The sequence below is a fragment of the Flagellimonas onchidii genome (assembly GCF_004804315.1).
GTDB lineage: Bacteria > Bacteroidota > Bacteroidia > Flavobacteriales > Flavobacteriaceae > Flagellimonas > Flagellimonas onchidii.
On sequence record NZ_SRXX01000016.1, the window covers coordinates 11,702 to 35,527 of the forward strand.

Annotated in this window: 24 protein-coding genes and 1 tRNA gene; 17 read left to right on the top strand and 8 right to left on the bottom strand. The window is 39.1% G+C overall.

Annotated elements, in window-relative coordinates:
- Positions 1-25 precede the first annotated feature (25 nt).
- From E4661_RS15270 to E4661_RS15280, 3 genes are all read right to left on the bottom strand, one after another.
- The gene (locus tag E4661_RS15270; protein ID WP_136468332.1) at positions 26-1,351 is read right to left on the bottom strand and encodes an L-fuconate dehydratase; all 1,326 of its coding nucleotides are present in this window, start codon (positions 1,349-1,351) and stop codon (positions 26-28) included.
- Between the two features lie 91 nt (positions 1,352-1,442).
- Positions 1,443-2,321 (bottom strand): AraC family transcriptional regulator, encoded by an 879-nt coding sequence (locus E4661_RS15275; protein ID WP_136468333.1) that lies wholly within the window; start codon positions 2,319-2,321, stop codon positions 1,443-1,445.
- Positions 2,322-2,455: 134 nt separating this feature from the next.
- Entirely contained in the window at positions 2,456-2,887 is a 432-nt protein-coding gene (locus E4661_RS15280) for an RrF2 family transcriptional regulator (RefSeq protein ID WP_136468334.1), read from the bottom strand.
- 122 nt (positions 2,888-3,009) lie between these two features.
- On the opposite strand from E4661_RS15280, the gene E4661_RS15285 reads away from it, so the two are divergent.
- The 13 genes from E4661_RS15285 (at position 3,010) to E4661_RS15345 (ending at position 14,755) form a co-directional block, all read left to right on the top strand.
- Positions 3,010-3,516: a c-type cytochrome gene (locus tag E4661_RS15285; protein ID WP_136468335.1), complete on the top strand. Its 507-nt coding sequence runs from the start codon at positions 3,010-3,012 to the stop codon at positions 3,514-3,516.
- A 9-nt stretch (positions 3,517-3,525) separates the two neighbouring features.
- Positions 3,526-4,110, top strand: a complete 585-nt coding sequence (locus E4661_RS15290; RefSeq protein ID WP_136468336.1) for a fasciclin domain-containing protein — start codon at positions 3,526-3,528, stop codon at positions 4,108-4,110.
- 28 nt (positions 4,111-4,138) lie between these two features.
- Positions 4,139-6,097 (top strand): Sec-dependent nitrous-oxide reductase, encoded by a 1,959-nt coding sequence (nosZ, locus tag E4661_RS15295; RefSeq protein WP_136468337.1) that lies wholly within the window; start codon positions 4,139-4,141, stop codon positions 6,095-6,097.
- 86 nt (positions 6,098-6,183) lie between these two features.
- Entirely contained in the window at positions 6,184-6,768 is a 585-nt protein-coding gene (locus tag E4661_RS15300) for a hypothetical protein (protein WP_136468338.1), read from the top strand.
- 397 nt (positions 6,769-7,165) lie between these two features.
- The gene (locus E4661_RS15305; protein ID WP_136468339.1) at positions 7,166-7,606 is read left to right on the top strand and encodes a nitrous oxide reductase accessory protein NosL; all 441 of its coding nucleotides are present in this window, start codon (positions 7,166-7,168) and stop codon (positions 7,604-7,606) included.
- A gap of 13 nt (positions 7,607-7,619) precedes the next feature.
- On the top strand, positions 7,620-7,913 hold the full coding sequence (locus E4661_RS15310; RefSeq protein WP_136468340.1) for a cupin domain-containing protein: 294 nt from the start codon (positions 7,620-7,622) through the stop codon (positions 7,911-7,913).
- A gap of 7 nt (positions 7,914-7,920) precedes the next feature.
- Positions 7,921-9,309 (top strand): nitrous oxide reductase accessory protein NosL, encoded by a 1,389-nt coding sequence (locus tag E4661_RS15315; protein WP_136468341.1) that lies wholly within the window; start codon positions 7,921-7,923, stop codon positions 9,307-9,309.
- A gap of 10 nt (positions 9,310-9,319) precedes the next feature.
- Positions 9,320-10,558: a nitrous oxide reductase family maturation protein NosD gene (locus E4661_RS15320; RefSeq protein ID WP_136468342.1), complete on the top strand. Its 1,239-nt coding sequence runs from the start codon at positions 9,320-9,322 to the stop codon at positions 10,556-10,558.
- Positions 10,555-11,265, top strand: a complete 711-nt coding sequence (locus E4661_RS15325) for an ABC transporter ATP-binding protein (protein ID WP_136468343.1) — start codon at positions 10,555-10,557, stop codon at positions 11,263-11,265. The genes E4661_RS15320 and E4661_RS15325 overlap by 4 nt, the downstream gene beginning before the upstream one ends.
- Entirely contained in the window at positions 11,258-12,040 is a 783-nt protein-coding gene (locus E4661_RS15330) for an ABC transporter permease (protein WP_136468344.1), read from the top strand. Before E4661_RS15325 ends, E4661_RS15330 begins: the two co-directional genes overlap by 8 nt.
- 115 nt (positions 12,041-12,155) lie before the next feature.
- Positions 12,156-13,874 (top strand): GMC family oxidoreductase, encoded by a 1,719-nt coding sequence (locus tag E4661_RS15335; RefSeq protein ID WP_136468345.1) that lies wholly within the window; start codon positions 12,156-12,158, stop codon positions 13,872-13,874.
- A 2-nt stretch (positions 13,875-13,876) separates the two neighbouring features.
- On the top strand, positions 13,877-14,590 hold the full coding sequence (locus E4661_RS15340; RefSeq protein ID WP_136468346.1) for a gluconate 2-dehydrogenase subunit 3 family protein: 714 nt from the start codon (positions 13,877-13,879) through the stop codon (positions 14,588-14,590).
- A gap of 81 nt (positions 14,591-14,671) precedes the next feature.
- A tRNA-Leu gene (locus E4661_RS15345) sits at positions 14,672-14,755 on the top strand.
- A 156-nt stretch (positions 14,756-14,911) separates the two neighbouring features.
- Here the strand turns inward: E4661_RS15345 and E4661_RS15350 are convergent.
- Positions 14,912-15,325 (bottom strand): MFS transporter, encoded by a 414-nt coding sequence (locus E4661_RS15350; RefSeq protein WP_136468347.1) that lies wholly within the window; start codon positions 15,323-15,325, stop codon positions 14,912-14,914.
- 309 nt (positions 15,326-15,634) lie between these two features.
- On the opposite strand from E4661_RS15350, the gene E4661_RS15355 reads away from it, so the two are divergent.
- From E4661_RS15355 to E4661_RS15370, 4 genes are read left to right on the top strand one after another with little or no spacing between them, the layout of a single operon-like run.
- The gene (locus E4661_RS15355; protein WP_136468348.1) at positions 15,635-16,534 is read left to right on the top strand and encodes a MerR family transcriptional regulator; all 900 of its coding nucleotides are present in this window, start codon (positions 15,635-15,637) and stop codon (positions 16,532-16,534) included.
- A gap of 17 nt (positions 16,535-16,551) precedes the next feature.
- Positions 16,552-18,012: a phytoene desaturase family protein gene (locus tag E4661_RS15360; RefSeq protein WP_136468349.1), complete on the top strand. Its 1,461-nt coding sequence runs from the start codon at positions 16,552-16,554 to the stop codon at positions 18,010-18,012.
- Positions 18,009-18,848: a phytoene/squalene synthase family protein gene (locus E4661_RS15365; RefSeq protein ID WP_136468350.1), complete on the top strand. Its 840-nt coding sequence runs from the start codon at positions 18,009-18,011 to the stop codon at positions 18,846-18,848. The genes E4661_RS15360 and E4661_RS15365 overlap by 4 nt, the downstream gene beginning before the upstream one ends.
- Positions 18,849-19,298 (top strand): sterol desaturase family protein, encoded by a 450-nt coding sequence (locus tag E4661_RS15370; protein ID WP_136468351.1) that lies wholly within the window; start codon positions 18,849-18,851, stop codon positions 19,296-19,298.
- Here the strand turns inward: E4661_RS15370 and E4661_RS15375 are convergent.
- From E4661_RS15375 to E4661_RS15390, 4 genes are all read right to left on the bottom strand, one after another.
- The gene (locus E4661_RS15375; protein WP_136468352.1) at positions 19,288-19,860 is read right to left on the bottom strand and encodes a TlpA family protein disulfide reductase; all 573 of its coding nucleotides are present in this window, start codon (positions 19,858-19,860) and stop codon (positions 19,288-19,290) included. The genes E4661_RS15370 and E4661_RS15375 overlap by 11 nt on opposite strands.
- Positions 19,861-19,864: 4 nt before the next feature.
- Positions 19,865-20,425, bottom strand: coding sequence for a TlpA family protein disulfide reductase (locus E4661_RS15380; protein ID WP_136468353.1), 561 nt, complete (start codon positions 20,423-20,425; stop codon positions 19,865-19,867).
- A 77-nt stretch (positions 20,426-20,502) separates the two neighbouring features.
- A complete protein-coding gene (locus tag E4661_RS15385) occupies positions 20,503-22,773 on the bottom strand; it encodes an aconitate hydratase (protein ID WP_136468354.1) in 2,271 nt (756 codons plus the stop codon).
- A 99-nt stretch (positions 22,774-22,872) separates the two neighbouring features.
- Positions 22,873-23,826, bottom strand: a complete 954-nt coding sequence (locus tag E4661_RS15390; RefSeq protein WP_136468355.1) for an AAA family ATPase — start codon at positions 23,824-23,826, stop codon at positions 22,873-22,875.

The following is a 23,826-nucleotide window of genomic DNA, read 5'->3' on the forward strand; positions in this document are numbered from 1 at the left end:
GGTTTATTACGTCTTTATATATAAATCAATCAACATTTGATAATTCTCCTTGCCAAACCACTCCATCAGGAAAACTATGCTGTTCCAATGAATCACTTTTAATCTCAATGCTATACCCCGGCATCGAAGGTGGCATATAGGCTCCTTCTTTTATCACCACAGGGTCATAGAAGTGCTCATGCAAATGGTCTACATATTCGATAATCCTATTTTCCAAAGATCCAGAGACAGCAATATAATCAAACATGGAAAGATGCTGTACATATTCGCACAACCCAACTCCACCTGCGTGTGGACATACCGGTATATTGAATTTGGCAGCCATTAGCAAGATGGCCAATATTTCATTGACACCCCCTACTCTACAGCTATCAATTTGACATATTCCAATGGCATTGGCTTGCATAAGTTGTTTGAACATGACCCTATTCTGGCAATGCTCTCCAGTTGCGACCTTAATTGGGTGAACTGCTTCGGCCACTTTTGCATGCCCAAGAATATCATCTGGGCTAGTGGGTTCTTCAATCCACCATGGATTGAACCTTTTGAGTTCTTCCATATTGGCAATTGCTTCATGTACATCCCATTTTTGGTTAGCATCCATCATCAATTGCAGGTTAGGACCCATTTCCTCCCTAATCAAAGCTGCCCTTCTGATATCATCGTTCAAATCGGAACCAACCTTAATCTTCATATGTTTAAAGCCTGCAGCTTTGGCCTCTTTGCATAAACGACGCATCTTCTCATCGGAATAACCTAACCAACCAGCAGAGGTGGTATAAGCTGGGTACCCAGACTCGAGTAACCTGTTTATACGTTCTTGCTTTGAATCTTCAAGTTGCTTCAGCATTTCAAGTGCCTCTTCTGGGGCAATGGCATCGGTTATATAGGTAAAATCGATACACCTCACCAATTCTTCTGGAGACATGTCGGCGAGTAACTTCCAAAGTGGTTTCTTCTCCACTTTTGCATACAAATCCCAAACCGCATTAACCAAAGCTCCTGTTGCCAGATGAATAACTCCTTTTTCAGGCCCCAACCATCTTAATTGGCTGTCTCCTGTAATCATTTTCCAAAATTCGCCCATGTTCTGGGTAAAACTTTCAAGAGATTTTCCTAAAAGTAGTGGAGAAAGAGATTCTATGGCGGCAACACAAAGTTCATTGCCTCTACCAATGGTAAAGGTCAAACCATGGCCTTCCAACCCTTCGGGATGATCTGTCTTAAGAATAACATAAGCAGCTGAGTAATCTGGATCGGGATTCATAGCATCCGACCCATCCATAGTACGGCTTGTAGGAAAACGAACATCCTGCACCTCTATGTCTGTAATCAATATTGAATGAGACATTTATTTCTAATTATTTAACACAAAACTAGTGGCTGATAATGCCCTAAGCTACCTAATAAACAACTAAGAACAATACTATTTTTGCCAGAGATTAAGCGTATTCCATTTTATCGGTATGATATTGAATATAAGAACTGGGGGGCTTACCGATTATCATTTTGAATTGACGGTTAAAATTAGAAATGTTATTGAACCCAGATTCATACGCTATCGCCGTTATATTCATCTTGTCTTCAAGTAACAATTTACAAGCGTAACCTATTCTAATCTCATTTAGGTATCGAGTGAACGTTTTACGATGCACTTGTTTAAAAAATCTACTAAAGGCGGAAGGATTCATTCCAATTACCGATGCAACATCACTAGCTCCAATAGAATTTTTAAAATTCTTAAAAACGTACTCGTAAATTTTATGTAGACGCTTGTTCTCTGTTTTTAAGAAGGAGTTCACATAGCCCATACTTGAAAGCAACCTATAAGGTTTATGTTTTGCCAAAGCATTCAAAATTTCAACAAACTTTATAAGTCTTTCGAAGGGTTCGAGATTTAGCAAACCCTTGATATCTTGAATCAATTGATTATCAACTTGTAAAAACTTGATTCCTCGACCTGCTCTGTCAAGCAAATCGGTAATGGGTTTTGTTTCAGAGATTGTTAAAAATCCATTCCCCAAAAATTCTTTTTTGAAATGGACCACAAAAGATTCAGCCACTTTCTTCGAAGATTCGTCAAAGTAGACATCATCATTCAGCAACATATGTGGCAAGTTCTTACCTATCAGAATTACTTCACCCACGTCGAACTTTTCAATGCTATCACCGATAAACTGGGTACCAGAACTTTTCTCGATTGCAATAAGCTCTAATTCAGGATGGTAATGCCAAATTTTTAAGAAATGTGGGTACAAATTATGACTCACCATGAACGAGCTGTTGCCTGGACTGGTTCTATTTAACAAATGGAGTTTCATTGTGGTGAATTATTACCCAAAGTAACTAATATTACACGTTTAAAATACTGTTTTCATAAAAAAAAATGATAAGCAGCAAAAAAAGTATCATAAATAGTCGTTTTTTCACATAAATCTAGATTTATTAAGAGGGCTTATAACGGTAATATGGCCTTACCTTTCTCGATACTAGCAATTAAATCCTCAATGGTAGTCTCCTCCAAATTTTTAAGAAAATGACTATTAGCGCTTCCAACTAAATCGTGAAGAGCGCAAGGATTTTCACTATCACATTCTTTTATGCTAAGCATACAAGACTGTAATCTATGTCTGCCCTCAATAACATCAACAATTGAAATCAGCGGTAGCTTTTTGTTTGTATCATTTAAATAAAAACCGCCTTTTGGGCCTCTGGAAGATGATATCACATCTCTTTTAGCAAGCTCTTGTAAAATTTTGGCCAGATACTGCTGAGGTACATTAATTCTATCAAAGATATCCTTAACCATCAATTTATTGTCCTCATTTGAATGCACCGCTAAGAACAGTACGGCTTTTATGGCATATTTCGATGAGTTTGTAAGCATAAGCGCTTAAATATAAGCAACAAATACAAAAAAGATGTTTTTATCCGAAATGTGACATTTATCATATTCTTTCAAGGTCTGGGGTCATACTTTTGGCCTTAAAATCTAACAATTGTAATCCAATGAAAGTTATCGTAAAAAGCAGCGCATTCTTCCTTTTAGCCCTTCTTATAAGCTGTGGAGGGAAAGAGGAAAAGAAAAAAGAAGGTTTTCAAGTGCAAAGACAAAAGTCGGCTACGGAAAAAGTGGAAGCTCAACCAGAAGTCAATACGGTTAAAGCCTCGGAAAGGATAGATCTCTCCAATAAAGGGGTGGGCCCCGTTAAGTCGTTGACGTTAAGCGATGATATTGATGCTGCTTTGTCGGAAGAAGGTAAAGCTGTGTTCGAACAAATGTGCTTGGCTTGCCACAGGGTAGGGAAAAAATTTATTGGTCCAGCCCCTAATGGTATTTTGGAAAGACGCTCACCTGAATGGGTCATGAACATGATTTTGAATCCCGAGGTCATGGTAAAGGAAGACCCTTTGGCAAAAGAACTTCTTATGGAATTTAACGGATCTCCTATGGCTAATCAAGGTCTGACAGAAGAGCAGGCAAGAGCCGTACTCGAATATTTCAGAACCCTATAACATTTAACTATGCAAGTAATCACCAAAATTAAAGTATTTCTAGGTTCGTTCTTGGTACTATGTATTTTTAATAGTTGTAAGAATGAAGCCAATACTGAGACCTCAACCTCCTCCAATGTGGAGGCTCAAAAAAGTAACAAAAAACAAGGGCAGGCATTCCTAAAGAATGATGAGGCCCAACCTACGGTATTGGACATTGCAATAGGCTCCAAGGATCACACCACACTTGTAGTTGCGGTGCAAGCGGCCGAATTGGAGAATGCTTTAGTAAACGCAGGGCCATTAATGGTTTTTGCACCTACCAATGCCGCTTTTGATGCCCTTCCGGAAGGAACTGTGGAGAATCTGCTTAAACCGGAAAACAAGGCATCTTTGGCCAATATTCTGCAGTACCATGTAACTCCAGGAAAATATTCCAAAGATTTCCTCAAAAAATTCAAAAAACTGGGACAGGCGAACAATCAAGATGTCCAAGTTGAGGTAAAAGGTGACGATGTCTTTATCGGTGGAGCCAAGATCATTGCTAGTGTCCCTTGCGGTAATGGCATCGTACATGTGGTAGACAAAGTGATACTACCCCCTCCCAGTGAATAATTAATACAACCCTTTTAAAACTATAACAATGAAAAAAGTCCATTATTTGATTCTTGCTCTAGCTGGTGTTTCGCTGCTGTTTACGAGTTGCAACCAACAAGGTAAAAACTCGAGTGGAGCATTGGCTTCAAGTGCTGCGGAAAAGGTATATGTAGCCCCTGGAGAGCATGATGATTTCTACGCCTTTATTTCTGGTGGATTCAGTGGACAAATGTCCGTATACGGTCTGCCTTCGGGCCGTTTGTTCAAGGTAATCCCGGTTTTCTCGCAAGATGCTGAAAAAGCTTGGGGATACAATGAAGAGACCAAGCCCATGCTCAATACTTCCCATGGATTTGTTCCTTGGGATGATGCCCACCATCCTGATATTTCTCAAACCAATGGTGAGATTGATGGTCGCTATGTTTTTATCAACGGTAACAATACTCCCAGAATCGCCAAGGTCGATTTGAGTGTATTTGAAACTACGGAAATCATAGAAATTCCGAATAGTGCAGGTAACCATAGTTCTGCTTTCGTGACTGAAAACACTGAATATGTAGTGGCAGGAACCCGTTTTTCAGTACCCATTCCGCAGCAGGATATTTCTATTAAAGAATACAAAGGGAAGTTCAAGGGCTCTCTTTCTTTTATTAGTGTAGATCCGGAAGATGGAGGAATGGATTTATCGTTCCAAATATTAATGCCTGGATTTGACTATGACCTGGCCCATCCGGGTAGAGGAGCTTCACACGGTTGGATGTTCTTTTCAACCTACAATTCTGAAGAATCCCACACTTTGATGGAGGTGAACGCTTCACAAAACGACAAGGATTTTATTGCCGCTGTTAACTGGAAAAAGGCCGAAGAGTATATCAAAGAAGGTAAGTTCACAACCATGCCCGCCAACTATGCACATAATGTGTATGATGAGCATACCCATACGGCAACTTCTACCATGAAAAAAGAAGTCCGGGTATTGGATGCCTCGGAATTACCAGGCTTAGTGTACTTGCTACCCACGCCTAAATCTCCCCACGGATGTGATGTGGATCCATCAGGGGAATACATTGTAGGTAACGGAAAATTGTCCTCTAATTTGACAGTACATTCTTTTAGTAAAATGATTGATGCTATCGAAAATGAAAAATTCGTTGGAGAAGCCTATGGAATTCCTATTCTTAATTTTGAAGATGTTTTGGCTGGTGTTGTTAAAGAAGCTGCATTGGGCCCATTACATACCGAATTTGATGGCAGAGGGTATGGTTATACAACATTTTTCATTGATTCTCAAGTTGTGAAATGGAAATTGGGTACCTGGGAAGTAGTTGATAGACAACCTTGCTTCTATTCCGTAGGCCACTTAATGATTCCTGGCGGGAACTCCAGAAAACCTTATGGTAAATACGCAGTGGCCATGAACAAGATTACCAAAGACCGTTACCTGCCCACAGGGCCAGAAGTAACACAGTCTGCTCAACTATATGACATTTCTGGTGAAAAAATGGAGCTTTTACTCGATTTTCCAACCGTTGGTGAGCCTCATTACGCAGCAGGTATTCCAGCAGAATTGGTAAAACCCCGTTCCAAGAAAATCTACAACTTGACTGAAAACAAGCATAAATATGCTACTACGTCCGATGCCAATGTTAGGGTGGAACGTAATGGAAAAGAAGTCCATGTGTATATGACCATGATTCGAAGTCACTTTAACCCTGATAATATTGAAGGAATCAAAGTGGGAGATAAGGTGTATTTCCATGTGACCAATTTGGAGCAAGATTATGATGTGCCCCATGGGGTGAGTATGATTGGTGCCAACACCTCAGAATTGTTGATTATGCCCGGTCAGACTGAAACCTTTGTTTGGGAACCCAAGCAAGTGGGGGTATGGCCTTTCTATTGTACAGATTTCTGCTCTGCTTTACACCAAGAGATGCAAGGTTATGTCAGGGTTTCTCCTGCCAATTCGGATCTTAAGTTGACATGGTCCCTAGGGGAAGACTGATGTAATAATTCCAGATTGTTGGATTTCTAATTTGAATAAGCGGGAGGGGATGTCCTCCCGCTTATTAAACCTTTGAGCCTAAGAAAATGAAAAAGACTTCAAAAATCGTAATGTTTATTGGTGTGTTATTGCCGCTGCTTCTCTTTGTTTTTCCCTTGTGGAAGATAACGCTGGAAGCTCCACAATACCCAACTCCCCTGGGAATGTACATCCACATCAATGATTTTTCAGATGCTAACCCACATGATATTAAAAATATCAACCTGATGAATCATTATGTCGGCATGAAATACATTCCTGAGGCAATTCCAGAATTTAAGATTTTCCCTATCGGAATTATTTCTACCACCATCATTGGTTTGTTGATTGCCTTTAAAGCAAATTATCGCTGGTACCTCTATTGGTTTATTTTAATGGTAATCCTGAGCACCGCCGGATTGTACGATTTCTATTTATGGGAGCACGATTATGGACATGACCTGGATCCTAAGGCTATTATGAAATTTACCAATCCCGATGGTTCTCCTATGGGTTTTCAACCTCCGCTATTTGGTACAAAAAACATTTTAAACTTTAAGGCACATTCTTATCCACAGTTGGGAGCATATGGCCTAGCGCTTGGAATGGGGGCTTCCTTTGTAGCATTTATTTTAGCCAAAAAAGGTAAATAATAATTCAAAAAATGATAAATATCATATTTAACCTCTTTTTTTATAATACTTTTCTTACTGTTAATTTTAATCTTTATACTTATGAGAAAATTGAGTTTAAAAAATCTAAAACTTGAAGCTATAGATATGCTTCAAAAAAATCAATTAAAAAGCATCTTCGGTGGTTATGGGGGTGGTTATGGGGGATGTAATTGCCATGACTATTGCGACCATATTGCTCAGCATGATGTACGAGAAAATTGTCTGATTTTTTGTTACGAACATCCGCCCTCTGGTTGCTAGTACTATGTAAATGCTATTATTTTGATTTCATTTAAAAAACAATAAATAGCAACTTCCTTCTCTAAAGGTAAATCTATTTGGAGAAGGAATTTTTTAAATTTTTTTATTGAAACTCATGCATAATATATTTAAAATATTTTTTGGTTTTGTTTCTATAGTTGCAATAAATGGGTGTAACTCTTCACCACAGCCAATAGGCTATGGAACGGATGGATGCCACTTTTGTAGAATGACCATTGTGGATCAGCAACATGCAGCCCAAATCGTTACCACAAAAGGGAAGGCATATAAGTTTGACGCCGTCGAATGTATGGTAAACCATTTAAAAGAGAAGGATTCTAACAGCATTGCAATGTACCTCTGCAATTATTATACAGAACCTGGGAAATTGATTGATGCCACCAAAGCTACTTTCCTTATAAGTGAAGGAGTTCCAAGTCCTATGGGGGAATTTTTGACCGCCTTTGACACGGCATCAGATGCTGAAATGGCGCAAACCCAGCACGGGGGTAAATTATTTACATGGAACGAACTATTGACAGAATTAAATGAATAAACCTTTTCAGTAAATGTATACCATAAACAACCAAATAAAAGAACAAGAAACTAAAGGATTGCAAGTGGCTTCACTGGTCAAAACAGAGGCTTTGGAAATATTGACAATTAGTCTGGAAAAAGACGCCATATTTCCTAAACATAGTTCTCCAAAAGATGCACAATTAATTGTTTTGGAAGGAGATATCGATTTTCATATCAATCAAACAAAATACAACTTAACCACTCATCAGAATTTTGACTTTCCAGCAGAGCAAGAGCATTGGGTGAAAGCCAATAAAAGTTCCAAATTTTTAATCGTTAGATAATAATAAAATGAGACATATTAAAACAGTTTTTACAGTCTTGGCATGCCTTATTTTCAGCATTTTGTCAGCGCAAAAATATAAGCAGTGCACCCAGTGCAAAATGGACGTCAAAAGTGGTAAATTCAAGGCGAAAGCAATAGAAAATAACAGTGAAGTCCATCATTTTGATGCCATAGAGTGCTTGGTCAACTATCTTAAAACCAAAAAAGAAAGTGATTTTGACCAATTGTTGGTGACGGATTACAATACTGAGAAATATATTGAAGCCACCACTGCTTATTATCTAAAAAGCAAGTCCATTCCAAGCCCAATGGGAGCTAATCTTTCTGCATATTCAACTGAAAAAGAGGCAAAAACTATGCAAATGGAAAAGGATGGGGTGGTTATGGATTGGAATACATTAAAAGAACGCTTTGTTTCTTCAAATTTTGGGGCCGTGGATCATTCGCACCACCATCATGGGCCTAGTGCATATGCCCCAAGTGGAATCATGGGAGATCATTTGCATCCCAAAGGGGGTTTAATGGTCTCCGTTCGATACATGAACATGGCAATGACCGGTAATCGTGAGGGTTCTTCTGGAATTTCGGATGAGAATATCTATCAAAGATTCATGGTGGCTCCTCAAGAAATGACCATGCAGATGTATATGTTGGGGGCCATGTATGGCATTTCGGATAATTTGACTGTTATGCTCATGCAAAACATTGTTAAAAATGATATGGACCTTACCGCAAGAATGGTGATGAACAATATGTCGATGCTAAGGAATTTTTCCACAGCTTCAAGTGGTATTGGTGATTTAAAGCTAGGGCTCCTTTATGGGCTTGTATCTAATGAAAAATTGTCTTTTCATATCAATTCTAAATTCAATATTCCCATTGGAGATATTGAAAACAGAGATGCAACACCGATGATGCCCAACGCCAAGTTACCTTATGCCATGCAATTGGGTACAGGTACGTTTGATATTACTTTGGGAGGTACCTTAAAAGGAAATGCGGGTGATTTTTCTTGGGGAGTCCAACAGTTGAACACTTTTAGGACGGGAATGAACAGTGAGGATTATCGTTTTGGAAATCTATATGAATTGAATTCTTGGGTAGGATATGGTATTTCTAATGCTGTTGGAATTTCGGCTCGTTTGAGCGGCAGTACCGAAGGTGAAATAAAAGGTATGGACCCAGAACTAAATCCTATGATGGTGACTACAGCAGAACCTAGCAATTACGGGGGTGAACGCGTTTGGGGTGGAGCTGGAATCAACATAGGTCTCATTAAAAGCACACTTGTACTTGGTGCAGAGATAAGTTTTCCGCTATACCAGAATTTCAACGGAATCTTTATGGATTCCGACTATACGCTAAGCACTTGTATCAAATACACCATATTATAAAATTATTCTAATGTGCATTAAGCGTAAACTCATTTTTGTTCTTCTGGTTGGAATGTCCATTTTTGGTCATGCTAAAACCATTGAGGTGTGCGCTGATTGCGAAGCAGGAACCGTTAAAAAAGGAATCGCCATTGCAGCAGATTTTGATACCCTCCTGATTAAAAAAGGTACTTATTCCGAATTCAACATCCAAGTGGATAAGCCTTTGGTGATTTTAGGTGAAAGTTACCCCGTTATCGATGGTAGGGACCAAGGCGAAATTTTCACCGTTGTTTCAGATAATGTAACCATTGATGGGCTTTTCATCATAAATGTAGGTACAAGCTATACTGAAGATTATGCCGCTATCAGGGTTGTAAAAAGTAAAAACTTTCTCATTCAGAATGTGGTCTTGGAAAAACTCTTCTTTGGTATTTACTTGGAGAAATCGAGCCACGGTAGGGTATACCACAACAAAATTATCGGAGATGCCGTGGAGGAATTCAATTCAGGAAACGGCATTCAACTTTGGTACAGCAACAATATCGAGGTAGAACAAAACATTGTACAACATGTACGGGATGGTATCTACTTGGAATTTTCAGATGATGTTCTGATCAAAAACAACATCAGTACCAATAATGTGCGTTATGGTCTGCATTTTATGTTTTCCAACAATGACATTTACGAAAACAACGTTTTTGAGAACAATGGGTCAGGTGTTGCGGTGATGTTCTCCAAATACATCGAAATGCGCAACAATACGTTTCGGAAAAATTGGGGCGCAGCGTCTTTTGGAATGTTACTGAAGGAAATTAATGATGCGGAAATAACAGGCAATACCTTCGAGAAAAACACGGTAGGAATCAGCATAGAGGGGTCGAATCGAATCAAGTATTTAAAAAACAATTTTAGTAACAACGGTTGGGCATTAAAAGTTAGGGGAGCCTGTTATGGGAATACGTTTTCAAGCAATAATTTTCTTCACAACTCCTTTGATGTTTCCTACAACAGCAAGCTTAACGATAATATTTTTAGCGGGAATTATTGGAGCAAATACACGGGATATGATTTGAACAAGGATGGTACTGGAGATGTCCCTTACAGACCCGTCAAACTCTTTTCCTATATCGTAAACCGAACTCCGGAAACCATTGTATTACTGCGAAGTCTTTTTATGGACATCATCGACTTTTCCGAAAAAGTGTCTCCCGTTTTTACGCCCGATAAACTTTTGGATGCAACCCCTTTAATGAAACAAATTCAATGATACAGATAGATAACCTTTGCAAGCGATTCGGTAAAAACGAAGTACTTAGAAACCTTGACCTCAAAATTGAGTCCAAGGGTATTGTGGCTATTCTAGGGCCTAACGGTTCTGGAAAGACTACACTAATTAAATCTATCTTGGGCATGGTGATACCAAATGAAGGAACCATTACAATTTCAGGTGAGAACATTCGCAACAAATGGAAGTATCTTCGAGACATTGAATATTTACCTCAGATTGCCAATTTTCCTAATAATTTAAAGGTAAAGGAACTTATTCGAATGATTAAGGACCTGCACCAACAACCCTCCAACGATGAAGAGTTGATAGCACTTTTTAATCTGGAATCTTTTATGGACAAAAAACTGTCCACTCTGTCGGGTGGAACCAAACAAAAAGTCAACATAGTCATGACTTTTATGTTCGATGGGCCACTGATTATTCTGGATGAGCCCACTACAGGCCTTGACCCTACGGCACTTATTCAATTGAAACAACTGATTCAGGAAGAAAAATCGAAAGGAAAAACAATTTTGGTCACTTCCCATATCATGCAATTTGTGGAAGAGGTTGCCGATGAAGTAGTTTACCTGTTAGAAGGGAAAATTTACTTTAAAGGAAGCATTGGTCAATTGAAAGAAATGACCAAACAGACCGATGTTGAACATGCAATTGCTGCAATAGCTTCAGAAAACGCTCATGCTTAAAATACTTAAATACAGTTTTTACGACCTTATTAGGAGTAGGTGGAGCTACGTTTATTTTTTGTTCTACTTAGCCTTGGGTTTTGTGTTGTTGTTTCTGAACAATGATGTTTCTAAGGCAGTAATTACATTGATGAACATTATCATTGTTCTGGTTCCCCTTATTGGAACAATTTTCGGGGTCATGTATTATTATAACTCCCGGGAGTTTACTGAATTACTCTTGGCACAGCCTATTAAACGAACTTCCATTTTTTTGGGACAGTATCTTGGTGTGGCTGGTTCCCTTTCCCTCAGTTTAATTTTGGGCCTGGGAATTCCCTTTGTTATTTACGGACTATTTAGAAGTGATGCCATTTTTGACTTTACCCTCCTATTGGTCACTGGTGGCTTTTTGACACTGATTTTCACAGCTCTTTCATTCAATATCGCTTTGTCCAACGAAAACAAGATTAAAGGTTTTGGGTACGCCGTCCTGCTTTGGTTGTTCATGGCCGTTATCTATGATGGCCTGTTTTTAATGTCCTTGATTCTTTTTGAGGAATATCCTTTGGATACCTTTTCCTTGACAGCTACCATGTTAAATCCTATTGACTTATCGCGAACTTTAATATTGCTTAAGCTGGATATTTCAGCTCTTTTGGGATATACCGGAGCGGTTTTCAAAGATTTCTTTGGAACCAACAAAGGATTTCTAATTTCGTTCACCATGCTCGCACTGTGGACCATCTTGCCGATATGGAGATTGATTCATAAAGCCAAAATGAAGGATTTTTAACATTCGGTCATTTACTCGATAAATCAGTACCACCATCTTTGTTCCAAAGTTATTGGTCTAGAAGTTGGATGAATCTCCTATTAAATTTATATTTTGCTGAGATAATCCATATCAAATGCAAATAATTGAATCTTCCCAAGTTTATGACGTCATAATCGTTGGTTCTGGAGCAGGTGGTGGAATGGCCACTAAAATTTTATCAGAAGCAGGTCTTAAAGTAGCCGTTGTTGAAGCTGGACCATTTTTTGACCCTGCAGACCCAGACCAAATGACCCAATTGAAATGGCCCTACGAATCACCAAGACGGGGTGCAAGCACCACGAGGCCTTTTGGGGATTTTGACACCGCTTATGGCGGATGGGATATTGAAGGTGAACCTTATACAAAAGAAAATGGAACAGACTTTAAGTGGTTCCGTTCTCGCATGCTTGGTGGACGAACTAATCACTGGGGAAGAATATCGCTTCGTTTCGGTCCTAAAGATTTCAAAAGAAAAGATCATGATGGTTTAGGAGATAATTGGCCCATAGGTTATGAAGATGTAAAACCATATTATGATAAAGTAGACAAACTAATTGGGGTTTTTGGCACTAATGAAGGGCTTCCCAACGACCCAGATGGTTTTTTTCTACCTCCCCCAAAACCAAGGCTTCACGAGCTTTATTACATTAAGGGAGCTAGAAAGTCCAACGTGCCTGTCTATCCTTCTCGAATGTCTATGCTTACCAAAAAAATAAATGACGAGCGAGGTGTCTGCTTTTATTGTGGTCAATGTTCTAGGGCCTGTCAGGTATATGCTGATTTTTCCGCAGGAACCTGTCTAATCTTCCCTGCTCAGAAAAATGGTGGGCAAATTGACCTTTTTGTGAACTGTATGGTTCGAGAAGTGACCACAAATGAAGAAGGTAAGGCAACTGGGGTATCTTATATCAATAAAGAGGATAGGAAAGAATACAAACTAAAAGGAAAAGTTGTTGTTTTGGCAGCTTCGGCCTGTAGTTCTGCCCGAATATTACTGAATTCCAAAAGCAAACAGCATCCCAATGGTTTAGGTAACAGCAGCAATGTTATCGGGAAGTATCTTCATGATTCTACGGGAAGTAACCTTATGGGGTTCATTCCGGATTTAATGAACCGTGAAGCCTATAATGAAGATGGTGTTGGTGGTATGCACGTATACACCCCTTGGTGGCTGGAAAATGAAAAACTGGATTTCCCTAGAGGTTACCACATTGAAATGTGGGGAGGTCTTGGAATGCCAAGTTATGGGTTTGGTTTCAATCCAAATGCTTTGAACAAATTTTTTGGATTGCCGGTTGGGGGATATGGAGAAAACCTAAGAAAGGATGTGAAAAAATATTATGGTTCCACAATAGGTATGGCTGGAAGAGGGGAATCCATAGCCCAAGAAAGTAACTATTGTGAAATTGACAATACCAAAGTGGATGAATACGGTATACCTGTGCTAAAATTCAACTATGAATGGACCGACCATGAGATAAAACAGGTAAAGCACATGCAAGATACCTTTGAAGAGATCATCCACAATATGGGAGGTCAGGTCATTGGACAAAAAGCTGGAAAGGATACCAATTATGGCATTTTAACTCCTGGAGAAATTATTCATGAGGTGGGAACTACTCGAATGGGTGGCAACAAGAAAACCTCTGTTGTTAACAAGTATCAACAGATGCATGATGTGGATAATGTTTTCATAGTTGACGCAGGACCTTTTGTCTCACAAGCAGATAAAAATCCAACTTGGACCATTTTGGCCTTGGCATGGAGAGCCTCAGATTACATTGTGGAAGAACTAAAAAAGCAAAACATTTGACCATGGATAGAAGAAAGAGTCTAAAATCAATTTTATTGGGTGGTGTGGCTAGTGGACTGGCTGTCCATGGGTGTAAACCAAAAGCTGAAGCAGTTGCCGAAGAGGTCGCTCCAGTTGAAAAATATATTTACGGGAGAACCCCAAAAGAAAAGAAACGCGACCAAGAACTGTTCGAAGAAGTGTTTTTCAATAAGCATGAAAAAAATACCATAGCCGTTCTTTGCGATTTGATTTTACCGGCATCCGACGATTATGGAAGCGCAACCGATGCAGAAGTTCCGGATTTCATCGAATTCATGGTAAAAGACCTTCCTGAATTACAGATTCCACTCCGAGGAGGATTGATGTGGCTTGATCATAAAAGTAATCTAGATTACAATGTTGAGTTTAAATCGGCCACCGAAGAACAACAGAAAGCTATTTTAGATACCATTGCCTTTCCTGACCCTGAAATTCCAGAGCAGGAACAACCACTGGAGATTCAATTTTTCTCTACTATGCGGAACCTTACAGTTTCAGGATACTATACCAGTAAAATGGGTATTAAAGAATTAGGGTACAAAGGTAACATGCCAAATGTGTGGAATGGTGTACCAGATGAAGTACTTGCCAAACACGACATATCTTATGATGAGGAATGGCTTGCCAAATGTGTTGATCAAAGTAAAAGGGCTATTATCGCAGAATGGGATGACAAAGGAAATCTTTTGACCTAAGTTTTCTTCCTTCTTAAATAGTTTGCAAAAGACTATTGTAGCCTGTTAAATTTTAACGATATTTGCCCGCAAATTCCTAACGCCCACGTGGTGGAATTGGTAGACACGCTACCTTGAGGGGGTAGTGTTCGAAAGGACGTGCTGGTTCGACTCCAGTCGTGGGCACTCAAGTTTTAAACAATAAAGCTTAAAGGATTAAGGGGAAATTAGATAATATCTAATTTCCCCTTCTTTTTTATTTAAAATAACAATTGCAGAAATACTATCTATTTAAGCCAAAAATTCTCCAGCTCGCAAAATACTTTGTAGCCCTTCGTACTATTATTTTCCAACAGCAGCAAAATCTCTTTTTATGCCTTCTTCGGAAGGTTTCAGAAAAATCATATAAACTATCAGGAATACCCCAATTAAGACAAGTTCCTCCTTTAAAAATAGAATTATGAACGCAGCTCCCTCCAAAATTGCCCAGCGAATTAATGAAGCTGTCTGATAAAGCCCTATCCTTTCCTCCAGTTTTAACCTCTCGTCAACACTTTTCAATTGTTGTTTATAAAGAAAGTTTCCCAAGAATATAGCAGAAATTGGAATCATAAGATAAATCAATGAAGATGAATCAATTTTTGGGATTTTAAGAAAATCAAGGGAATGCAAGTTTCCGATTACAAAATACGCAAGCACCATTCCAACACATAATGCAACATGAATGGCTTTTATAGGTTTAAGTTTTTCTTTCATATAGGTTTGACTTGATAATCTGATCCAATAGATAATTCTTTTTAAACATCTGAATATACGAACTATGGTCTTGTATTTTTTTAAAACCAATAAATTTCACATGTAAAAAGTGAAGACCGCAATCAAGGTAAGATATGCATAAATTCAAGAAGTGTTAAACAACGCTCCCTTACATCTCTAACCAATCTGTGAATGCAATTGCTTCACCTTATATCTGTTAGGTTTTTAAAATAGGTTACAAATTTTAAGAGAATTCTTTAGGTTACGTCCAATTAAATTGTAAATTTGTTTAACGTTTATATAAAAACAATGAACAATGTAAAAGCTTCTTTCAGTATTCGCGATATGGAAAACCTTTCAGGAATAAAGGCGCATACCATACGCATCTGGGAAAAAAGATACAATCTGTTCACTCCCGAACGAACAGACACCAACATTAGGACCTACAGTATTCAGAGCCTTCAAAAGTTGTTGAATGTGACCCTGCTATATAATAATGGATATAAGATTTCGAAAATTGCCAAAATAGACGAAGCCCAGATACCGATTATGGTCAGGGAAATAGTATCAAAGAACAGTGAGGAGAGCCATGCCATAAACGCTTTTAAGCTGGCCATGGTCAACTTTGATCAGACTCTTTTTCTGAATACCTATAGTAGCCTGCTATCGGAAAAATCTTTTAGGGAAATTTTCTCGGATGTTTTCATTCCGCTTTTGAACGAGCTGGGTCTTCTGTGGCAGACAGACACCATAAGTCCGGCCCATGAACATTTCATTACCCATTTGATCAAGCAAAAACTCTATATCAATACAGAAAAGCTTCAAATGGCAGAACCTACGAAAAAGAATCGTGTCTTTGTCTTGTACTTACCGGAAAACGAAATCCACGAAATTGGATTGCTCTATATCAATTACGAGATTGCATTAAGAGGCTATAAGTCAATCTATCTTGGTCAGACCATGCCTGTTGAAAGCCTTAAGGATTTGCTTCAATATTACGATAATATTACCTTCTTATCGTATTTCACAGTTTCTCCAGTAAAAGAGAATCTAAATTTATATTTTAAAAGGTTCTCAGAAACATTGAATACTTCTGGAAATTCCAATTTATACGTTCTTGGACATCAAATACAAAACGTTGACCCCGAAAAGCTCCCCGATAATATTAAAGTGTTCAACTCTATTGAACGGGTTATAGATGCGCTTTAAATTCACCTTTCGTCCCAATGAAAAAAGCAATTGTCATAGGTTCCGGTTTTTCATCACTTTCGGCCGCATGCTATCTTGCACGAGCCGGATTGGAAGTTGAACTGTTTGAAAAAAACAGTACGGTTGGTGGAAGGGCCAGACAATTCAAAAAAGATGGATTTACCTTCGATATGGGCCCGAGTTGGTATTGGATGCCTGATATATTTGACAAGTTTTTTGCCGATTTTGGTAAGCAAACTTCAGATTACTATCAGCTTGACAAATTGAACCCTGCTTACAAAATTTTCTTTAAAGACGATATCATCACCATAGGTGATTGCATGGGAAAAATTTGCAAAGAGTTCGAACGGGTAGAATCGGGTAGTTCCACGCACCTAAAAAAATTTATCAATAAAGCGCAGAACAATTATGACATTGCCATTAATAAGGTTGTTTTACGTCCTGGCCTCTCCCCTTTCGAGTTGGTCACAAAAGAGACTGTATTTCAGGTAGATCAGTTTTTTAAAACTATCAGTTATGAGGTGAGAAAACGGTTCAAAAATCCAAAGCTAATTTCTGTTTTGGAATTCCCAGTGCTTTTTTTGGGTGCAAAACCTAGCAAAACTCCGTCTTTCTACAGTTTTATGAACTTTGCCGACTTTGGTTTGGGCACTTGGCACCCTAAAGGGGGAATGTACCAGATTATCACAGCAATGAAAAGCTTGGCTGAAGAACTTGGGGTAAAAATTCATGTGGATAGTCCAGTTGATGAAATCGTAGTTAATAGTGGTCAAGTAAATGGAGTTCAAGGTAATGGAATGAAGCACATAGCTGATATTGTAGTCAGCGGCGCCGATTATCATCATTCAGAAAGTTTATTGCCAAAAAAACATAGGCAATATTCGGAAGCTTACTGGGATAAAAAGATCTATGCACCATCATCACTTCTTTTCTATATTGGTTTTGACAAAAAGTTGCAGCATGTGGAGCACCATAATTTGTTCTTCGATACGGATTTTGAACGGCACGCCCAAGAAATCTACGATAACCCCCAATGGCCCAGTGAACCACTATTCTACGCTAATTTTCCATCTGTGACCGATGACTCCATGGCTCCAGATGGCTGTGAAACTGGTTTTTTCTTAGTTCCAATAGCTCCCGGTCTACAGGATACCCCTGAATTAAGAGAACAATATTTTGATATTGTGATGGATAGATTTGGCAGGCTCACTAAACAAGATGCCAAAAAATCCATTATCTTTAAAGAGAGCTTCTGTGTTAAGGATTTTGTTGAACAGTATAATTCATACAAGGGAAATGCCTATGGCATGGCCAATACCTTGAGTCAAACAGCTTTTTTACGACCCAACCTCAAAAGTAGCAAAGTTGATAATTTGTTTTTCACAGGTCAGCTTACAGTTCCCGGTCCAGGTGTTCCACCGTCATTGATCTCAGGAAAACTAGTATCTGATCTGATAACCAAAAAACTTGGATTATGAAATCTATTTTTGATCATGTTTCCTACGATTGCAGCAAAATTGTGACTCAACGATACAGTACTTCGTTTGCCCTAGCCACAAAAATGTTGTCAACCTCCATTCGAAAGGACATATATAATATCTACGGCTTTGTGCGATTTGCTGACGAAATTGTAGATACCTTTCACGATTATGATAAAAAGGTGTTGTTCGAGAACTTTGAAGCATCCCTTGAAGCCGCTTTGGAAAACAAAATAAGTTTAAACCCTATCTTAAATTCTTTTCAACACACATATCATAAATATGATATCCCTCACCATCTTGTTGAAGCGTTTATGAAAAGTATGCGGATGGACCTCACCAAAAAAAAATATACCACATATGAGGAATACAAAGAATACATATATGGGTCTGCGGATGTGGTTGGTCTTATGTGTCTCTGCGTTTTTGTCAGTGGTGATAAAGAGAAATATCATGAGCTAAGAGAATCAGCGATGGCTTTAGGCTCAGCATTTCAAAAGGTAAATTTTCTGCGTGACTTGAAAGCCGACTATGAAGATTTGGAACGATCTTATTTTCCAAACACGAATCTGAAAGAGTTGGACGAGGTTTCCAAAAAACGAATCGTAGATGAAATAAAAGCTGACTTTGCCTTGGGGTATTCCGGAATTGTGAAGCTTCCGGAGGAAGCGAAATTTGGTGTATATACCGCATACAGGTATTACAAAAAACTGTTGCATAAACTGCAGAGCACACCACCTTTGGAAATAAAAAACACAAGAATCCGAGTTCCCAATTATCAAAAATTCGGACTTTTGGCAGAATCATACTTGAATTGTAAACTACAGTTGATTTAAATGAAAATATTTCTTTGGATTCTAATATTTCTAGGCACCTTTTCCGTAATGGAATTTATGGCTTGGTTCACCCATAAATATGTAATGCACGGCTTTTTATGGAGCTTACATAAGGACCATCACAAGAAGGACCATGACTCTTGGTTTGAGCGAAATGATGCTTTCTTTATTTTCTACGCCGCTGTGAGCATGGCATGCTTCTATTTGGGTGCAGAAACCAGTTTTTGGTATGGGTGGCCACTAGGTTTCGGTATCTTGGCGTATGGAATTGCCTACTTTTTTGTACATGATATTTTTATACATCAACGTTTTAAACTGTTCCGAAATGCCAATAACTGGTACGCTCGCGGTGTAAGAAGGGCACATAAAATCCATCATAAACATTTGGGCAAAAAAGATGGGGAATGTTTTGGAATGCTGGTGGTTCCTTTTAAGTACTTCAAAAAATAGTTTCTTCTGCTAAAAGTTCATCCAGTAGGTTTCTTATTTTTTCCGAATTCCAGTTGGCAGCCCCCTTTTCATCTACTACTATCTTGCCCGATTTGCTAATTATGTATGTTGCTGGAATACTTCGAGAAAATAATGCTTTAGGAATTTCCGATTCTTCAAAGTAGACTGGAAGCTGATAATTCTTCCTATTCAAAAACTTGGATACTTTTTCAGTATTTTCTTCTGTCACAAATAGAAACTTCACCCGGTCACCATAGTCATTATACAATTTCTGTAGGCTTGGCATTTCCGCCACACATGGTGGACACCAGGTTGCCCAAAGGTTTATCAACACAACCTCTCCTTTGTTCGACTCCAAGTTTATCCGATTTCCGTTCAAATCGACCAAGCTCCAATCATAACTGGTCATATGTTGTTGTTTACTGCCTTCTATAATATCTGCAGAGAATGCGAAGAGTTTTCCGACCATAACACGGGCATGGAATCCTATAGGCGTAAATACAATTAGCACTATGGCCAATATCCAAATGACATTGCTTATCTGCTCCTTAGAAAATTTCATTATACTATTCGGCAATCAATTTATCCAACAAGTCGTACACCTTGGTCGTACTCCAATCAGCAATCTTTCTTTTATAGATTACAATATTACCAGATTTATCAATTAGATAAGAGGCAGGCACCTCATCCGGATTAATGGGTATTTTTTCGCCAATAATCAAATAGGTCACTGGAAAAGTAAATCCCGTTTTGGCCATAAACTCTTCCACCGGAGGTCGGTTTTCATTGGTGATAATATAGAAATCCATTTTGCCCTTATACTTATCATACATTTCCTGGATGCTTGCCAATTCTGCTTCACTGGGCAACCGCCAGGATGCCCAAAGGTTAATAAAAATGACATTACCCTTTGACTTTTCAAAATTGAAGAAATTCCATTCGGCATCTTTGAGCTTCCAATCGTAATCTGTAATTTTTTCGCGCTTTGACTCCTCTATGACAGGGGGCGAAGAAGCAAAAATCCGATTCAATAAAACTTTGCCATAATGCCCCATAGGAGTCACAAAAAAGGAAAGTACAAAAAGAATAATGGCAATATTGAAAATGGTCTTCTTATTAATTTTCATTAGGCTAGGGGTTTGGTTAAAACTAAGAAACTCCTGATGCAATATCAGGAGTTTCTTTGAATTATCCGAAAGGTAATTTATGCATTCTCTTTTTTAATCACATTAAGGGCCGAGCCTCCCCTGAACCATTGGATTTGTGATTCATTGTACGAATGGTTTGCAATAATCGTATCCTTGCTTCCATCTGCATGCACAACTTCCAATGTCAATGGCTTTCCAGGCGAAAATTCGGTAATATCTACAAAATTAAATGTGTCATCTTCCTGAATCAGGTCATAATCACTCTCATTGGCAAAGGTCAAAGCCAACATTCCCTGTTTTTTGAGATTGGTTTCGTGAATTCTCGCAAAAGATTTGACCAATACAGCGGCAACGCCCAGATGACGGGGTTGCATTGCTGCATGCTCCCTTGAAGAACCTTCTCCATAATTGTGATCACCTACCACTATGGTTTTTATCCCTTCTTTTTTATAAGCACGTTGCGCATCAGGAACGGCACCATATTCTCCCGTCAATTGATTCTTGACAAAATTTGTTTGCTTGTTAAAGGCGTTCACAGCACCAATCAAAGTATTGTTCGCTATATTATCCAAATGTCCACGATATCTCAACCATGGGCCAGCCATGGAAATATGATCAGTAGTGCACTTACCAAAAGCTTTAATCAACAATTTAACACCTTGAAGGCTTTCTGCAGAGATAGGAACAAATGGCTCTAACAACTGGAGCCTCTCTGAAGTTGGAGAAACAACAACTTGTACACCACTACCATCTTTCATTGGGGCTATGAATCCGGCGTCTTCAACAGCGAATCCTTCCGGAGGTAACTCGTATCCCCTTGGTTCATCTAACATCACTTCTTCCCCATCTTCATTAATTAATTTGTCCGTCACCGGATTAAAATCAAGCCTTCCTGCTATGGCAATGGCCGTAACCAGTTCAGGTGAACCTACAAATGCCAAAGTATTCGGGTTACCATCTGCTCGTTTCGCGAAATTTCTATTAAAGGAATGAACAATTGTATTTCTAGGGCCGTCTGCCGCTTTATCTCCATAACGATCCCACATTCCGATACAAGGTCCGCAAGCATTTGCAAACACTGTTGCTCCAATGGTATTAAAAGTGTCAATGAACCCGTCTCTTTCAATTGTATATCGCACCTGTTCCGAACCTGGGGTAATCGTAAATTTGGATTTCGTTTTAAGATTTTTGTCCGAAACTTGCTTTGCCAAAGACGCAGCTCTCGAAATATCTTCATAGGAAGAGTTTGTACAAGAACCTATTAGTCCTACCTCAACATTCAACGGCCAATCATTAGCCCTGGCCGCTTCGTTCATTTTTGAGATTGGAGTAGATAAATCTGGAGTAAAAGGTCCGTTTAAGTGAGGTTCCAATTCATTCAAATCAATCTCGATAACTTGATCAAAGTATTGTTCAGGATTAGCATATACCTCGGTATCAGCAGTCAAATGCTCTTTTACCTCCATGGCGGCATCGGCAACATCCGCTCTATCTGTAGCTCGGAGATAACGGTCCATGGACTCATCATATCCAAATGTCGAAGTGGTAGCCCCAACCTCGGCCCCCATGTTACAAATGGTGCCCTTCCCTGTGCATGACATGGAAGTTGCACCTTCACCAAAGTATTCTATTATTGCACCGGTACCTCCTTTTACAGTAAGAATATCGGCCACTTTGAGAATTACATCCTTGGGAGCCGTCCAACCAGATAATTTTCCGGTCAACTTAACCCCGATCAATTTGGGAAACTTTAGTTCCCAGGCCATACCTGCCATTACATCTACAGCATCGGCACCACCTACACCAATAGCAACCATTCCCAATCCCCCTGCGTTTACCGTATGAGAATCGGTTCCAATCATCATACCTCCTGGAAACGCATAATTCTCAAGTACAACTTGGTGGATAATTCCAGCTCCAGGCTTCCAAAAACCTATACCATATTTATTGGACACAGATTCTAAGAAATCGAAAACTTCATTACTGGTTTCATTGGCCCTTTTTAAATCTGCACTAGCTCCGACTTTTGCTTGAATCAAGTGATCGCAGTGAACAGTAGTAGGAACAGCTACTTTTGGTTTTCCTGCGTGCATAAACTGCAATAAAGCCATTTGCGCAGTTGCATCTTGGCATGCCACCCTATCAGGTGCAAAATCAACATAATCCTTACCTCGTACAAATTGTTTGGTAGGGGTTCCTTCCCAAAGGTGCGAGTACAATATTTTTTCTGAAAGGGTTAAAGGTCTCCCAACTAGTTCTCGAGCTTTTTCAATGCGTTCTCCCATAGACGCATAGACCCCTTTTATCATGTCTATGTCAAATGCCATTCTGCAACAGGATTTAAAATTTTACAATTCAGCTAATTTACTAAAATACCAAGGACTTAGGTATTCGAATATGGCAAATAAGTCGAGTGGATTTTGAATTTATAACAATTCTAAAATAATTTTTTCTTCTGAAATCCCCTCAGCTTCGGCTTTGTAGTTTTTTAAAATCCGATGTCTGAGAATCCCCATGGCCACAGCTTTTACATCCTCAATGTCCGGAGAAAATTTTCCATGTATAGCTGCATGGGCCTTAGCACCCAAAATCAGGTTTTGAGAAGCACGGGGCCCTGCACCCCAATCAACATAGTTATTTATAAAATCAGAAGATCCGTTTAAGCCTGGGCGTGTTTTATTCACTAATCTAACAGTGTAATCTATCACATTATCGGGCACCGGAATCCTTCTAACCAAATGTTGAACCGCTACTATTTCATCCGCACTAAACAATGTCTCCAATTGCACCGTTTCATCCGTTGTAGTTGACTTTACTACCTCAATCTCTTCCGAAATCGATGGATATTTCAACTCAATTGCAAACATGAAACGATCCAACTGCGCTTCGGGTAACGGGTAAGTTCCCTCTTGTTCTATAGGGTTTTGGGTAGCCAAAACAAAGTAAGGCATATTCAGCTTATATTGCTGACCGGCAATGGTCACTGCCTTTTCTTGCATAGCCTCTAAAAGAGCCGCTTGTGTTTTTGGTGGAGTTCTATTGATTTCATCTGCTAAGATGATGTTTCCAAAAACGGGCCCTTTGATGAACTTAAAGTTCCTATTCTGATCCAGTACCTCACTACCAAGAATGTCACTTGGCATTAAATCGGGGGTAAACTGGATTCTTTTAAAATCCAATCCCAAGGTTTGCGCAATGGTATTCACCATTAAGGTTTTTGCAAGCCCTGGCACTCCTATTAGCAAAGAATGCCCTCCAGTATATATGGAAAGTAAAATCTGTTCTATTACCTCTTCTTGGCCGACAATGACCTTGGCAATTTCATTTTTTAGGGCTTGGTGTTTTTTTACCAGGTTCTCAACCGCAACAACATCTGACAT

Bases quoted from the DNA above. Each gene is read 5' to 3' on its own strand.
- E4661_RS15285 (WP_136468335.1), top strand. From the start codon at position 3,010: ATGAAAGTTATCGTAAAAAGCAGCGCATTCTTCCTTTTAGCCCTTCTT.
- E4661_RS15315 (WP_136468341.1), top strand. From the start codon at position 7,921: ATGAGACATATTAAAACAGTTTTTACAGTCTTGGCATGCCTTATTTTC.
- E4661_RS15360 (WP_136468349.1), top strand. From the start codon at position 16,552: ATGAAAAAAGCAATTGTCATAGGTTCCGGTTTTTCATCACTTTCGGCC.
- E4661_RS15290 (WP_136468336.1), top strand. From the start codon at position 3,526: ATGCAAGTAATCACCAAAATTAAAGTATTTCTAGGTTCGTTCTTGGTA.
- E4661_RS15375 (WP_136468352.1), bottom strand. From the start codon at position 19,860: ATGAAATTTTCTAAGGAGCAGATAAGCAATGTCATTTGGATATTGGCC.
- E4661_RS15340 (WP_136468346.1), top strand. From the start codon at position 13,877: ATGGATAGAAGAAAGAGTCTAAAATCAATTTTATTGGGTGGTGTGGCT.
- E4661_RS15320 (WP_136468342.1), top strand. From the start codon at position 9,320: ATGTGCATTAAGCGTAAACTCATTTTTGTTCTTCTGGTTGGAATGTCC.
- E4661_RS15305 (WP_136468339.1), top strand. From the start codon at position 7,166: ATGCATAATATATTTAAAATATTTTTTGGTTTTGTTTCTATAGTTGCA.
- E4661_RS15310 (WP_136468340.1), top strand. From the start codon at position 7,620: ATGTATACCATAAACAACCAAATAAAAGAACAAGAAACTAAAGGATTG.
- E4661_RS15380 (WP_136468353.1), bottom strand. From the start codon at position 20,425: ATGAAAATTAATAAGAAGACCATTTTCAATATTGCCATTATTCTTTTT.
- E4661_RS15280 (WP_136468334.1), bottom strand. From the start codon at position 2,887: ATGCTTACAAACTCATCGAAATATGCCATAAAAGCCGTACTGTTCTTA.
- E4661_RS15270 (WP_136468332.1), bottom strand. From the start codon at position 1,351: ATGTCTCATTCAATATTGATTACAGACATAGAGGTGCAGGATGTTCGT.
- E4661_RS15300 (WP_136468338.1), top strand. From the start codon at position 6,184: ATGAAAAAGACTTCAAAAATCGTAATGTTTATTGGTGTGTTATTGCCG.
- E4661_RS15330 (WP_136468344.1), top strand. From the start codon at position 11,258: ATGCTTAAAATACTTAAATACAGTTTTTACGACCTTATTAGGAGTAGG.
- E4661_RS15350 (WP_136468347.1), bottom strand. From the start codon at position 15,325: ATGAAAGAAAAACTTAAACCTATAAAAGCCATTCATGTTGCATTATGT.
- E4661_RS15275 (WP_136468333.1), bottom strand. From the start codon at position 2,321: ATGAAACTCCATTTGTTAAATAGAACCAGTCCAGGCAACAGCTCGTTC.
- E4661_RS15370 (WP_136468351.1), top strand. From the start codon at position 18,849: ATGAAAATATTTCTTTGGATTCTAATATTTCTAGGCACCTTTTCCGTA.
- E4661_RS15355 (WP_136468348.1), top strand. From the start codon at position 15,635: ATGAACAATGTAAAAGCTTCTTTCAGTATTCGCGATATGGAAAACCTT.
- E4661_RS15325 (WP_136468343.1), top strand. From the start codon at position 10,555: ATGATACAGATAGATAACCTTTGCAAGCGATTCGGTAAAAACGAAGTA.
- E4661_RS15385 (WP_136468354.1), bottom strand. From the start codon at position 22,773: ATGGCATTTGACATAGACATGATAAAAGGGGTCTATGCGTCTATGGGA.
- E4661_RS15335 (WP_136468345.1), top strand. From the start codon at position 12,156: ATGCAAATAATTGAATCTTCCCAAGTTTATGACGTCATAATCGTTGGT.
- E4661_RS15390 (WP_136468355.1), bottom strand. From the start codon at position 23,826: ATGTCAGATGTTGTTGCGGTTGAGAACCTGGTAAAAAAACACCAAGCC.
- nosZ (WP_136468337.1), top strand. From the start codon at position 4,139: ATGAAAAAAGTCCATTATTTGATTCTTGCTCTAGCTGGTGTTTCGCTG.
- E4661_RS15365 (WP_136468350.1), top strand. From the start codon at position 18,009: ATGAAATCTATTTTTGATCATGTTTCCTACGATTGCAGCAAAATTGTG.